The organism is Pseudomonas sp. Lb2C2, assembly GCF_052112205.1.
Lineage (GTDB): Bacteria > Pseudomonadota > Gammaproteobacteria > Pseudomonadales > Pseudomonadaceae > Aquipseudomonas > Aquipseudomonas kilonensis.
Window position 1 is genome coordinate 69102 of record NZ_JAUTYW010000009.1, and the last position, 13136, is coordinate 82237.

Consider the following 13136-nt stretch of genomic DNA (forward strand, 5'->3'; position numbering starts at 1 on the left):
CAATGGCGATCAAGGTGTTGCTGGTTGAGGATGACCGGGCCCTGCGTGAGGCGCTGGCCGATACGCTGGTGCTGGCCGGGCACGACTACGCCGCCGTCGGTTCGGCGGAAGAAGCGCTGCTGGCGGTGGGGCGCGAAGCGTTCAGCCTGGTGGTCAGTGACGTCAATATGCCGGGCATGGACGGCCATCAATTGCTCGGCCTGTTACGTGCCCGCCAGCCGCAACTACCGGTCTTGCTGATGACCGCTCACGGCGCCGTCGAGCGCGCGGTGGATGCCATGCGCCAGGGGGCTGCGGATTACCTGGTCAAGCCGTTCGAGCCCAAAGCCCTGCTGGACCTGGTGGCGCGTCATGCCCTGGGCAGTCTTGCGGTCGAGGGCGAAGGCCCGGTGGCCATCGAGCCGGCCAGTGCGCAACTGCTGGAATTGGCCGCACGGGTGGCTCGCAGCGATTCGACCGTGTTGATTTCCGGCGAGTCCGGTACGGGCAAGGAAGTGCTGGCGCGCTACATCCATCAACAGTCCCGGCGCGCCAGCGAACCGTTCATTGCCATCAATTGCGCGGCAATTCCTGACAACATGCTCGAGGCGACACTGTTCGGTCACGAGAAGGGTTCGTTCACGGGGGCCATCGCGGCCCAGGCTGGCAAGTTCGAGCAGGCCGACGGCGGCACGATCCTGCTCGATGAAATTTCCGAAATGCCGATGGGCCTGCAGGCCAAGCTGTTGCGGGTCTTGCAGGAGCGGGAAGTGGAGCGGGTCGGTGCGCGCAAGCCCATCAGCCTGGATATCCGCGTGGTGGCAACCACCAACCGCGACCTGGCCGGCGAAGTGGCGGCGGGGCGTTTTCGTGAAGACCTTTATTACCGCTTGTCGGTGTTCCCGCTGGCCTGGCGTCCGTTGCGCGAGCGCACCGCCGATATCCTGCCGCTGGCCGAGCGTCTGCTGAACAAGCACGTCAATAAAATGAAGCACGCGGCTGCCCGGTTTTCAGTCGAGGCCCGGGCCTGTCTGATTGCCTACCCGTGGCCGGGCAATGTCCGAGAGCTCGATAACGCCATCCAGCGGGCCTTGATCCTGCAACAGGGCGGTTTGATCCAGCCGGAGGATTTCTGCCTGGCGGGCCCGGTGGCCTGCGCGCCATTGCCTGCATTGTCGCCGGTGCCGGCAGCGGCCTTAGCGCCCCCGGTGGAAGTGGAGGGCGAGTCGGCCGGCGCCTTGGGAGACGACCTGCGTCGTCGCGAGTTCCAGATGATCATCGACACCCTGCGCGCCGAGCGCGGGCGTCGCAAGGAGGCGGCCGAACGCCTGGGGATCAGCCCGCGCACCCTGCGCTACAAGTTGGCGCAGATGCGTGACGCCGGCATGGATGTCGAGGCCTATCTCTTCGCCAGTTGAATAAGCGCCAAAAATCCCTGTGGGAGCGAGCTTGCTCGCGATAGCGGTGGGTCAGTCAAGTTGAGGTTGGATGTGATGGGTTATCGCGAGCAAGCTCGCTCCCACAATGGAGTGGTGCGCGCATTTGTTTCCTGCGGCCATGGAGCTGGCACCCTTGTTGCTAATACCTGAATACCCGCTGAGTAAGTGTCAAAAAAATGCGGGCCGCCAGAGAGAGTAGACCATGAGCCAAGGTATTGAATTTAATCGGTTGATGTTGGACATGCGGGCCATGCAAATGGACGCCATGGCCCAGCCTAAATCGGTCGCGGTCCCCCAGGTGGGTGGCAGCAGCTTTTCCGACATGCTCGGTCAGGCCGTCAATAAAGTGAACGATACCCAGCAGGCATCGAACCAGTTGGCCAGTGCTTTCGAGATTGGCAAAAGTGGCGTCGACCTGACGGACGTAATGATCTCCTCGCAGAAAGCCAGTGTCTCGTTTCAGGCGTTGACCCAGGTTCGCAACAAACTGGTTCAAGCCTACCAAGACATCATGCAGATGCCGGTTTAAGGAAGTTATTGAGTCATGGCAGAAGCAGCCGTAGATAACGTTCCGGCCAAGGCCACTCCGGTAGACGGCAAACCGCCGCTGTTCGGTCTGTCCTTCCTGGAAAATCTCTCCGAGATGACCATGCTGCGTCAGGTAGGCCTGTTGGTCGGCCTGGCTGCCAGCGTGGCGATTGGTTTTGCCGTGGTGCTGTGGTCCCAGCAGCCGGACTACCGGCCGCTGTATGGCAGCCTGGAGGGCATGGACGCCAAGCAAGTCATGGAAACCCTGGCTTCCGCCGATATTCCTTACACCGTCGAACCCAATTCCGGCGCGTTGCTGGTCAAGGCCGACGACGTTGCCCGTGCGCGCCTCAAGCTCGCAGCCGCTGGCGTGACGCCTACCGATGGCAACATCGGTTTCGAGATCCTCGACAAGGACCAGGGCCTGGGCACCAGCCAGTTCATGGAAGCGACCCGTTATCGTCGCGGCCTGGAAGGTGAGTTGGCGCGGACCATTTCCAGCCTGAACAACGTCAAGGGTGCCCGTGTGCACTTGGCGATTCCGAAAAGCTCGGTGTTCGTGCGCGATGAGCGCAAACCCAGTGCTTCTGTACTGGTTGAGTTGTATTCGGGCCGCTCCCTGGAGCCAGGCCAGGTCGTTGCCATTATCAATCTGGTGGCGACCAGCGTACCCGAGCTGAGCAAATCGCAGATCACCGTGGTCGACCAGAAAGGCAACCTGTTGTCCGATCAGGCGGAAAACTCCGAACTGACCATGGCCGGCAAGCAATTCGATTACAGCCGTCGCATGGAAGGCATGCTGACCCAGCGAGTGCACAACATCCTGCAACCGATCCTCGGTAACGACCGCTACAAGGCCGAGGTGTCGGCCGATGTGGATTTCAGCGCCGTCGAGTCGACGTCCGAACAGTTCAATCCCGATCAGCCTGCGCTGCGCAGCGAGCAGTCGGTGAGCGAGCAGCGTACCGCCAGCAATGGTCCCCAAGGTGTACCGGGAGCCCTGAGCAACCAGCCGCCGTCGCCGGCCAGCGCACCGCAAACCACCGGTGGCGCCACCGCAGCCGCCGGCATGGTGCAGCCAGGCCAGCCGCTGATCGATGCCAACGGCCAGCAGATCATGGACCCGGCCACCGGCCAGCCGATGCTGGCGCCGTACCCGGCCGACAAGCGTCAGCAGTCGACCAAGAACTTCGAGCTTGACCGTTCCATCAGCCACACCAAGCAGCAACAAGGTCGTTTGAATCGCCTGTCGGTCGCCGTAGTGGTGGACGATCAGGTCAAGGTCAACGCGGCCAACGGCGAAACCAGCCGTGCGCCATGGAGCGCCGACGAATTGGCGCGCTTCACTCGCCTGGTGCAGGACGCCGTCGGTTTCGACGCCAGCCGTGGCGACAGCGTCAGCGTGATCAACGTACCGTTCTCCCTGGAGCGCGGTGAAGTGGTCGCCGATATTCCGTTTTATTCGCAACCCTGGTTCTGGGATGTGGTCAAGCAAGTATTGGGTGTGCTGTTTATCCTGGTACTGGTGTTCGGCGTGCTGCGTCCGGTGCTCAACAACATCACCGGTGGCGGCAAGAACAAGCAATTGGCAGCTTTCGGCGATGTCGAGCTGGGAGGCATGGGCGGCCTGGATGGCGAATTGGCCAACGATCGCGTCAGCCTCGGCGGGCCGCAGAGCATTCTGCTGCCAAGCCCGAGCGAAGGCTATGACGCTCAGTTGAACGCCATCAAGAGTCTGGTGGCAGAAGATCCGGGTCGTGTGGCCCAGGTCGTGAAAGAGTGGATTAACGCAGATGAGTGATAATCGAGCCGCTGTTGCCAAATTGTCCCGGGTCGACAAAGCCGCGATCCTGCTGCTGTCCCTGGGTTCGACCGACGCTGCCCAAGTGTTGCGCCACATGGGGCCCAAGGAGGTCCAGCGCGTGGGCGTGGCCATGGCGCAAATGGGCAACGTGCACCGTGAGCAGGTCGAGCAGGTGATGAGCGAGTTCGTCGACATCGTCGGCGATCAGACCAGCCTGGGCGTCGGTTCCGACGACTATGTGCGCAAGATGCTCACTCAGGCACTGGGCGAGGACAAGGCCAACGGCCTGATCGACCGGATCCTGCTGGGTGGCAACACCAGCGGCCTGGACAGCCTCAAGTGGATGGAGCCGCGGGCGGTTGCCGACGTGATCCGTTACGAGCACCCGCAGATCCAGGCGATCGTGGTGGCTTACCTCGACCCGGACCAGGCCGGTGAAGTGCTGGGCAACTTCGACCACAAGGTGCGCCTGGACATCATCCTGCGGGTGTCTTCGCTCAACACCGTTCAGCCGGCGGCCCTGAAAGAATTGAACCAGATTCTCGAGAAGCAGTTCTCGGGCAACTCCAATGCCTCGCGCACCACCCTGGGTGGCATCAAGCGCGCGGCGGACATCATGAACTTCCTCGACAGTTCGATCGAAGGTCAGTTGATGGACTCGATCCGCGAGTTCGACGAAGACCTGTCCGGTCAGATCGAAGACCTCATGTTTGTGTTCAACAACCTGTCCGATGTCGACGATCGTGGCATCCAGGCCCTGTTGCGCGAAGTGTCGTCCGACGTGCTGGTGCTGGCCCTCAAGGGCTCGGACGAAGGCGTCAAGGAAAAGATCTTCAAGAACATGTCCAAACGAGCGGCCGAACTGTTGCGCGACGACCTCGAGGCCAAGGGCCCGGTGCGCGTCAGCGACGTGGAAACCGCACAGAAGGAAATCCTCACCATCGCCCGCCGCATGGCCGAAGCCGGGGAGATCGTTCTCGGTGGCAAGGGCGGCGAAGAGATGATCTAAGGTCGTTATGTCTGCCAAGAGTGATGAAGCACCCAGCGACCTGATCCGCGCCCGGGACGTCGGTGGTTTCGACGTCTGGTCGCTGCCCAGCTTCGACCCCCATGTTCCCGAGCCTGAGCCGGAACCGGTGGAAGAACTGCCGGAGCCGGAGGAAGTGCCGCTGGAGGAAGTCCAGCCACTGACCCTCGAGGAAGTCGAGGGCATTCGCCAGGAAGCCTACAACGAAGGCTTTGCCGTGGGTGAAAAGGAAGGCTTCCACAGCACTACGCTCAAGGTCCGCCAGGAAGCCGATGTGGCGCTGACGGCCAAGCTTCGTGCGTTGGAATCGCTGATGCTCAACCTGTTCGACCCCATCGCCGAGCAGGACACCCAGATCGAGAAATCCCTGGTGGGCCTGGTGCAGCACATCGCCAAACAAGTGATTCAGCGCGAACTGGCCATCGATTCGACTCAGATCGAACATGTCATGCGCGAAGCGCTCAAGTTGTTGCCATTGGGCGTGGGGAACGTACGGCTGTACATCAATCCCCAGGACTTCGAGTTGGTCAAGGCGCTACGCGAGCGCCACGAAGAAACCTGGCGCATCGTCGAGGACGCTGCGCTGCTGCCCGGCGGTTGCCGTGTGGAAACCGAACACAGCCGCATTGACGCCACCGTTGAAACCCGCATCAGCCAGATCATGGCCAAATTGTTCGACCAATTGCACGAGCAGGCCCTGCACCCGGCTGCCGCCGACCTGAGCCTGGAGTTGCCGGACGAGCCCCTGATCAGCGCTGATGCGGCGCCAGCCGATGCAGGGTTGGAGGTGCCTGAGTTGGACGCTTCTGCACTGGACAGTCGCGATGCGCCTTGAGCGAACCAGTTTCGGCAAGCGCCTGGGCAGCTACGCCGAGGCCAGCGAACTGGCTGGCCAACCGATCCTGGAAGGGCGCCTGCTGCGCATGGTCGGCCTGACCCTCGAAGCCGAAGGCTTGCGTGCCGCCATGGGCAGCCGCTGCATGGTGATCAACGACGACAGCTATCACCCGGTGCAGGTCGAGGCCGAAGTCATGGGCTTCTCCGGCAGCAAGGTATTCTTGATGCCGGTGGGCAGTGTCGCTGGCATCGCCCCCGGCGCGCGCGTGGTGCCCTTGGCCGACAACGGTCGTCTGCCCATGGGCATGAGTATGCTTGGGCGTGTGCTGGACGGGGCCGGACGGGCCTTGGACGGCAAGGGCGGTATGAAGGCAGAAGACTGGGTGCCAATGGACGGCCCGACGATCAACCCCCTCAAGCGTGACCCCATCAGCGTGCCGCTGGACGTGGGCATCCGCTGCATCAACGGTTTATTGACGGTCGGTCGCGGCCAACGTCTCGGCCTGTTTGCCGGTACCGGCGTAGGTAAGAGTGTGCTGCTGGGCATGATGACCCGCTTCACCGAAGCCGACATCATCGTGGTGGGGCTGATCGGCGAGCGGGGTCGTGAGGTGAAGGAGTTCATTGAGCACATCCTCGGCGAGGAGGGGCTCAAGCGTTCGGTGGTGGTGGCTTCGCCAGCGGACGATGCGCCATTGATGCGTTTGCGCGCGGCCATGTATTGCACGCGTATTGCCGAGTACTTCCGCGACAAGGGCAAGAACGTCCTGTTACTGATGGATTCGCTGACCCGTTTCGCCCAGGCCCAGCGGGAAATCGCCCTGGCGATCGGCGAGCCGCCGGCCACCAAGGGTTATCCGCCTTCGGTCTTCGCCAAGCTGCCGAAACTGGTGGAGCGCGCCGGCAATGCGGAAAAAGGCGGCGGTTCGATCACTGCTTTCTATACCGTGCTGTCCGAAGGCGATGACCAGCAAGACCCCATCGCCGACTCGGCCCGGGGCGTACTCGACGGGCACATCGTGCTGTCCAGGCGCCTGGCCGAGGAAGGGCATTACCCGGCGATCGACATCGAGGCTTCCATCAGTCGGGTCATGCCGTCGGTGATCAGTGCCGAGCACATGAAGCGGGCCCAGCAGTTCAAGCAGTACTGGTCGCGCTACCAGCAAAGCCGCGACCTGATCAGCGTCGGCGCCTACGTTCCCGGCGGTGACCGCGAGACCGACACCGCTATCAGTCTTTACCCGGCCATGGCCGTTTACCTGCGCCAGAGCCTGAACGACAACATCGGCATGGGCGCCAGCGAAGCGCACTTGCAGAGTATTTTCACCCCGGTTGCCGGCGGGTAACCGGCCATGGCCACGAGTCGTGCGGCACGCCTGGCGCCAGTGGTGGACATGGCGGAAAAGGCCGAGAAGACCGCCGTCCAGCGTCTGGCGTATTTCCAGGGCCAGGTCAAAGTCGCCGAAAGCAAACTGGCTGACCTCGAGAACTTTCGACTCGAGTATCAGGAGCAGTGGATCGCCCGTGGCGCCCACGGGGTTTCCGGGCAGTGGTTGTTGGGTTACCAAGGGTTTCTTGCGCAGTTGGGAACCGCTATCGACCAGCAGCGCCAGAGCCTGGTCTGGCACCAGAACAACCTGGAGAAGGCCCGCCAGAGCTGGCAAGAGGCGTTTGCCCGGGTCGAGGGGCTGCGCAAGCTGGTGCAGCGCTATATTGATGAGGCCCGGCAACTGGAAGACAAGCGCGAACAGAAACTGCTCGATGAATTGTCCCAGCGCCTGCCGCGGCAGAATCCCTATTGATGCGAAAGCAGGATTTTGTCGGCTGAATGAGGCAAAACCTTGCTCAGACCTTTACCAGATGCTACACCTTGTACACGTATGTCCATGACAAGGAAGCCGATCATGTCAGTCGTTACCGAAGTATCCCCCGATGGGCACAAGCTGACGATTTCGATCAAGGGTCGATTCGATTTCGGGCGGCATCAGGAGTTTCGTGAGTCCTATGAACGGCTCAATCAGAAACCTGACTCCATTGTGGTGGATTTGAAAGAGGCCACTTATCTCGACAGTTCCGCCTTGGGCATGCTCCTGCTGTTGCGCGATCATGCCGGTGGCGACCAGTCGGATATCCGGGTCGTCAACAGCAGCAATGACGTCAAGAAAATCCTCGCGATCTCCAATTTCGACAAGCTGTTCGACATCAGTTGATCGCCATGCAATCGTCGTCGGAGTCGCTGACGGTCCTGATTGCCGAAGACAGTGCCGCTGATCGACTGCTGTTGTCGACCATTGTCCGCCGCCAGGGGCATCACGTGCTCACTGCGGCCGATGGCGCCGAAGCGGTCGAGGTCTATCTGGAACAGCGTCCGCACCTGGTGCTGATGGATGCGATGATGCCAGTGATGGACGGTTTCGAAGCCGCGCAGAAAATCAAGCAGTTGGCCGGGGACCAGTTGGTCCCGATCATTTTCCTCACCTCATTGACTGAGAGTGAAGCCTTGGCCCGTTGCCTGGAAGCGGGCGGCGACGATTTCCTGGCCAAACCCTACAACCAGGTGATCCTGGCGGCCAAGATCAAGGCCATGGACCGCTTGCGTCGATTGCAGGCCACCGTGGTGGAGCAGCGCGACCAGATCGCCCGGCACCACGACTACCTGCTCAACGAGCAGCGGGTCGCCAAGGCCGTATTCGACAAGATCGCCCACTCCGGCTGCCTGAACGCGCCGAACATCCGGTACTTGCAATCGCCTTATGCCTTGTTCAATGGCGACCTGCTGCTGGCGGCGTTCAACCCGGCCGGCGACATGCACATCCTGCTGGGGGATTTCACCGGCCACGGTTTGCCGGCGGCGGTCGGTGCGATGCCGCTGGCGGAAGTGTTCTACGGGATGACCGCCAAGGGCTACGGCCTGGCGCAGATCCTGCGAGAGATGAATGCCAAGCTCAAGCGCATCCTGCCAGTGGACATGTTCTGTTGTGCGACGCTGTTATGCCTGAGCTTCCAGCGTTGCACGGTGGAGGTCTGGAACGGCGGCATGCCCGATGGGTACCTGCATGACAGCCTCAGCGGTGTGCGCACGCCGTTGCCGGCGCGGCACCTGCCGTTGGGTGTGCTCACCCCTCAATTATTCGATGACCGCACCGAAGTGCATCCGATGTCGCTGGGGGACCGGGTGTTCCTGTTGTCCGATGGCGTAATCGAGACCAGTGATCGCGACGATCAGCCATTTGGCGTGGAACGGTTGCAGCAGGTATTTTCAGCCAACCGTGAACCTGACCGTCTTTTTGAGGATATCCAGCAGGCCCTGCAGGATTTTCGCGGTGAGGCCCGTGACGATTTCAGCATGGTCGAGGTGCGACTGGTCGCACCAACGCAACTCAATCCGCCACCACCGGTCTACTCCGATAGCGGCCAGTCCAGCCCGCTGGATTGGTCGGTGAGCTTCGAGTTCCGGGCGCAGACGCTCAAGCGCTTCAACCCGATGCCCTATCTGCTGCAATTGCTGCTTGAGGTCCATGGGCTCAGGGCGCAGAGTGGCGCCCTTTACAGCGTCATGTCGGAGCTGTATTCCAATGCCCTGGATCATGGGGTGCTCGGGCTCGACTCGAGCCTCAAGCGCGACGCGGCGGGTTTCGCCCGCTACTACCGGGAGCGCAATACGCGCCTGGATGAGCTGAGCGACGGTTACGTGCGGGTACACTTGCATGTCTCGCCAGATGGCGAGGGTGGTCGCCTCGCCATAGAGGTCGAAGACAGTGGCGAGGGGTTTGATGTCGCCAGGGTGCTGGCGCGGCCCGTGGACTGTGATCGGTTGTCGGGGCGCGGCGTGAGCCTGGTACGCCAGTTGAGCCACCAGGCCAGTTGGTCAGACGATGGTCGTAGTGCGCGCGTGGAGTTTTTCTGGGAGGCTCCGGCATAATCGGGGCCACTCTTGATCAGGGAGCGAACAAGTGAACGAGATTCATCTGGACCGCGACGTGCTCAGCACGTTGAAAGAAGTCATGGAGGAGGGGTATCTGGAGTTGCTGGATACGTTTCTCAACGACTCCGAGGCTCGCCTGCGCGTGCTGCATGAGGCACGGGACGCTGAAAAACTGAGCGCCACGGCCCACAGCTTCAAAGGTAGCAGCAGCAACATGGGCGCTATCCGCCTGGCCGAGCTGTGCGGCGAACTGGAACAGCGTGCCAAGCAGCCGTCATTGGGCGGTATCGAGAAACTGGTCAGCGAAATCGACAGCGAATTCGCGCATGTCCGCAAGCTTTGCAGGGAAGAGCGCGAGGGCTTTCACTGCTGAGTTTTGACGGTCGGGCTGACATTGGCCCGTGCCTTGCATTGCCTAGTCTCGACTGTACCTATGATTCCAGTGCAGCGGAGACCTTTTTATGCCCGTTACCCCTAATTCACTGCTTCAGGCCTCTGTCCAGGCCAAGCCCCAGGTCGCCGTCAATTCACCGGCAGCGGCCCCGGATCTCGGGGATAGAGCCTCCAGCTTCGCTCAAGTCTTCGCCAAGCAGGCGCCTGCCAAGTCAGCGGCGGCCCCTGAGCCATCGGTGAAATCGGCGCGCGACAAGACTGCCGACAACACCGTCAAAAAAGACACCGGCAACGAAACCCCTGCCGCCCCGGAACCGACGGTTGCCGATAGCGGCAAACCCTTGCCCGCGGACAAACCGGCCAGCGCCGACGACCAGGGTGACAGCGCCGACGATGCCGACTCGGCGCAAACACCAGTAGCGGATGCTGCACCTGTCGATCCGAGCCTTGATCCAGGGCTGCTTCCAGACACGACGGTGCCGCTCGCGTCAGCCACAGTGGAGCCTGCACCTGTGGTGGTTACGACTGAGGCCCAGATGAGCACGGCAGTTGCGGCGCCGGTTGTCCCGCCGGCCACACCGCTCCCGGCTGCGGTCCCGGTGGACGATCCTGCCTTTGATCCTGAAGCCGACCCGCTCGACGCATTGCCCGCCTTGCGTTTGGCGATGGAGCAGGGTGGTCATGTTTCCGCCGCCAGCCAGGCCCAGCCCAAGAGCGCTGCCCCGGCGTCGCTCGACGGTGAGCCGACTTCGGCGCAGACCTTTGCCGCCGGTATGGCAAGCATGCTCAGCGTGCAAGCCGATCAGAACAGTACCGAGTCCGGCAGCCAGGGCGGCGACAAGGCCTTTGGTGGCTTGATCAGTGAAGGTCTCAAGGATCTGGGCGGCGCTTCCAGTGACACGCGGGTGGACGATTTCGCCAACCGCTTGGCCGCCCTGACCCAAGCCGCAACGCCCAAAACCGCCAACGCTGTGCCGGTCAATCAGCCTATCGCGATGAATCAGAGCGGTTGGACCGAAGAGGTGGTCAACCGGGTAATGTACCTGTCCAGCGTCAATCTCAAGGCGGCCGACATCCAGTTGCAGCCTGCCGAACTCGGGCGCCTGGATATCCGGGTGAACATGGTTCCGGATCAGCAGACCCAGGTCACGTTCATGAGCGCCCACTCCGGCGTTCGCGAAGCCCTCGAAGGCCAGATGCATCGCCTGCGGGACAGTTTTGCCCAGCAGGGCATGGGTCAGGTCGACGTCAGCGTATCCGATCAATCCCGTGGTTCGCAGAATCAGGAGCAGCAGGCCCAACAGCAGGCCCAGGCCGGGCGTACCGCGTCATCTGGCGGGCGAGTGGATTCAGCGGATGAAACTGTTCCTGCCAGCATCGCTGAAGTGGCGGCCAGCACGACCAGCGTCATCGGCACCAGCGCGGTCGACTACTACGCCTGATCCAACGAGTTTTTCCCCTGTGGGAGCGAGCTTGCTCGCGATAGCGGTTTGTCAGTCACCATTTGCTGGGATTGATCCACCGCTATCGCGAGCAAGCTCGCTCCCACATTGGTTTTATGGGGGATTGGAGATCGCATCTGCCCGTCATCCTTAGTACCGACACTTCTGGCATAACACTTGCTCCAGCCTTGCCGTGCATCAGTGAAAACCCCGATTAGTGACGGATTATTGGCATGGCGAAGAGTGAAGCAGCAGCTGTAAAAGACCCTGCAACCAAAGGCAAACTCAAGCTGATCATCATGATCGTGGTGGGTTTGCTCCTGGCGGTCGGTGTGTCCGTGGGGGCGACCTGGTATTTCATGCACAGCGCTCAAAGCAAGCCGGCAGTGGCGGCCGAAGCCGCGCCAGTGGGCAAGCAGCCGGCGATTTTCGAACCGATGGCGCCAGCCTTCGTGGCCAACTACACCCAGAACGGTCGCCAACGCTACATGCAGGTGAGCATTACCCTGCTGGGCCGCAACCAGGCTGACCTGGAAGCGCTGCGGGTGCATATGCCGCTGATCCGCAACAACCTGGTGATGCTGTTTTCCGGACAGAATTTCGACACCCTGGCCACCCCGGTCGGCCAGGAAATGCTGCGCCAGAAAGCCACGGCCAGCGTGCAGGAAGTGGCTCAGAAAGAGCTCGGCAAAGTGGTGATCGAACAGTTGCTCTTCACTAACTTCGTATTGCAGTAGGAACACGACATGGCCGTGCAGGACCTGCTGTCCCAGGACGAAATCGATGCGCTGTTGCATGGTGTCGACGACGGGCTGGTGCAGACCGAAAACGCTGCTGAACCGGGCAGCGTCAAAAGCTACGACCTGACCAGCCAGGATCGCATCGTTCGCGGACGCATGCCGACCCTGGAAATGATCAATGAACGTTTCGCCCGCTACACCCGCATCAGCATGTTCAACATGCTGCGCCGTTCGGCCGACGTGGCCGTCGGTGGTGTGCAGGTGATGAAGTTTGGTGAGTACGTGCACTCGCTGTATGTGCCCACCAGCCTCAACCTGGTGAAGATCAAGCCGTTGCGTGGCACCGCGTTGTTCATTCTTGACGCCAAGCTGGTGTTCAAGCTGGTGGATAACTTCTTCGGTGGCGACGGTCGTCACGCCAAGATCGAAGGTCGTGAATTCACCCCGACCGAGCTGCGGGTCGTGCGGATGGTGCTGGAGCAGGCCTTCGTCGACTTGAAGGAAGCCTGGCAAGCGATCATGGAAGTGAACTTCGAGTACATCAACTCGGAAGTGAACCCGGCCATGGCCAACATCGTCGGCCCGAGCGAGGCCATTGTGGTCTCGACCTTCCACATCGAGCTCGATGGCGGTGGTGGCGACCTGCACGTGACCATGCCGTACTCGATGATCGAGCCGGTACGTGAAATGCTCGACGCCGGTTTCCAGTCGGACCTCGACGACCAGGACGAACGCTGGATCAACGCGCTGCGCCAGGACGTGCTGGATGTCGACGTGCCGATCGGCGCGACGGTCGCCCGGCGTCAACTGCGTCTGCGGGACATCCTGCACATGCAACCGGGGGACATTATCCCCGTCGAGATGCCGGAAGACATGGTCATGCGCGCCAATGGCGTGCCGGCCTTCAAGGTCAAGATGGGCTCTCACAAAGGCAACCTGGCGTTGCAGGTGATCGAGCCGATCGAACGCCGCTGAGCGGTGTCGAATTTTTAAGTTTGCGTTTTTAACTGATTTTTGCCCGC

The 13136-nt window shown here is 61.5% G+C and carries 13 protein-coding genes; all 13 read left to right on the top strand.

Annotated features, from left to right (window positions below):
- The first annotated feature begins 2 nt into the window (after nucleotides 1–2).
- Entirely contained in the window at nucleotides 3–1397 is a 1395-nt protein-coding gene (gene fleR / locus Q7F16_RS24900) for a sigma-54-dependent response regulator transcription factor FleR (RefSeq protein WP_046062989.1), read from the top strand.
- A 223-nt stretch (nucleotides 1398–1620) separates the two neighbouring features.
- Nucleotides 1621–1947 (top strand): flagellar hook-basal body complex protein FliE, encoded by a 327-nt coding sequence (fliE, locus tag Q7F16_RS24905; protein ID WP_003199082.1) that lies wholly within the window; start codon nucleotides 1621–1623, stop codon nucleotides 1945–1947.
- A 15-nt stretch (nucleotides 1948–1962) separates the two neighbouring features.
- On the top strand, nucleotides 1963–3747 hold the full coding sequence (gene fliF, locus Q7F16_RS24910) for a flagellar basal-body MS-ring/collar protein FliF (protein ID WP_014337160.1): 1785 nt from the start codon (nucleotides 1963–1965) through the stop codon (nucleotides 3745–3747).
- The gene (gene fliG / locus Q7F16_RS24915; RefSeq protein WP_003199086.1) at nucleotides 3740–4759 is read left to right on the top strand and encodes a flagellar motor switch protein FliG; all 1020 of its coding nucleotides are present in this window, start codon (nucleotides 3740–3742) and stop codon (nucleotides 4757–4759) included. Before fliF ends, fliG begins: the two co-directional genes overlap by 8 nt.
- Before the next feature lie 7 nt (nucleotides 4760–4766).
- Nucleotides 4767–5612, top strand: a complete 846-nt coding sequence (gene fliH / locus Q7F16_RS24920; protein ID WP_046062990.1) for a flagellar assembly protein FliH — start codon at nucleotides 4767–4769, stop codon at nucleotides 5610–5612.
- On the top strand, nucleotides 5602–6960 hold the full coding sequence (fliI, locus tag Q7F16_RS24925; RefSeq protein ID WP_046062991.1) for a flagellar protein export ATPase FliI: 1359 nt from the start codon (nucleotides 5602–5604) through the stop codon (nucleotides 6958–6960). Before fliH ends, fliI begins: the two co-directional genes overlap by 11 nt.
- A 6-nt stretch (nucleotides 6961–6966) precedes the next feature.
- The gene (fliJ, locus tag Q7F16_RS24930; protein ID WP_003199091.1) at nucleotides 6967–7416 is read left to right on the top strand and encodes a flagellar export protein FliJ; all 450 of its coding nucleotides are present in this window, start codon (nucleotides 6967–6969) and stop codon (nucleotides 7414–7416) included.
- Between the two features lie 102 nt (nucleotides 7417–7518).
- Nucleotides 7519–7824 (top strand): STAS domain-containing protein, encoded by a 306-nt coding sequence (locus tag Q7F16_RS24935; RefSeq protein ID WP_014337164.1) that lies wholly within the window; start codon nucleotides 7519–7521, stop codon nucleotides 7822–7824.
- A gap of 5 nt (nucleotides 7825–7829) precedes the next feature.
- Complete coding sequence (locus tag Q7F16_RS24940; RefSeq protein ID WP_204127035.1) at nucleotides 7830–9536, top strand: ATP-binding SpoIIE family protein phosphatase; 1707 nt, start codon at nucleotides 7830–7832, stop codon at nucleotides 9534–9536.
- Nucleotides 9537–9567: 31 nt separating this feature from the next.
- Nucleotides 9568–9912 (top strand): Hpt domain-containing protein, encoded by a 345-nt coding sequence (locus Q7F16_RS24945; protein ID WP_014337166.1) that lies wholly within the window; start codon nucleotides 9568–9570, stop codon nucleotides 9910–9912.
- Between the two features lie 88 nt (nucleotides 9913–10000).
- Nucleotides 10001–11374 carry a flagellar hook-length control protein FliK gene (locus tag Q7F16_RS24950; protein WP_409556446.1) on the top strand — a complete coding sequence of 458 codons (1374 nt, stop codon included), beginning with the start codon at nucleotides 10001–10003 and terminating at the stop codon, nucleotides 11372–11374.
- A gap of 233 nt (nucleotides 11375–11607) precedes the next feature.
- Nucleotides 11608–12111 carry a flagellar basal body-associated protein FliL gene (gene fliL, locus Q7F16_RS24955; RefSeq protein ID WP_046062994.1) on the top strand — a complete coding sequence of 168 codons (504 nt, stop codon included), beginning with the start codon at nucleotides 11608–11610 and terminating at the stop codon, nucleotides 12109–12111.
- 9 nt (nucleotides 12112–12120) lie between these two features.
- Nucleotides 12121–13089 (top strand): flagellar motor switch protein FliM, encoded by a 969-nt coding sequence (gene fliM / locus Q7F16_RS24960; RefSeq protein ID WP_003199105.1) that lies wholly within the window; start codon nucleotides 12121–12123, stop codon nucleotides 13087–13089.
- Nucleotides 13090–13136: the final 47 nt, after the last annotated feature.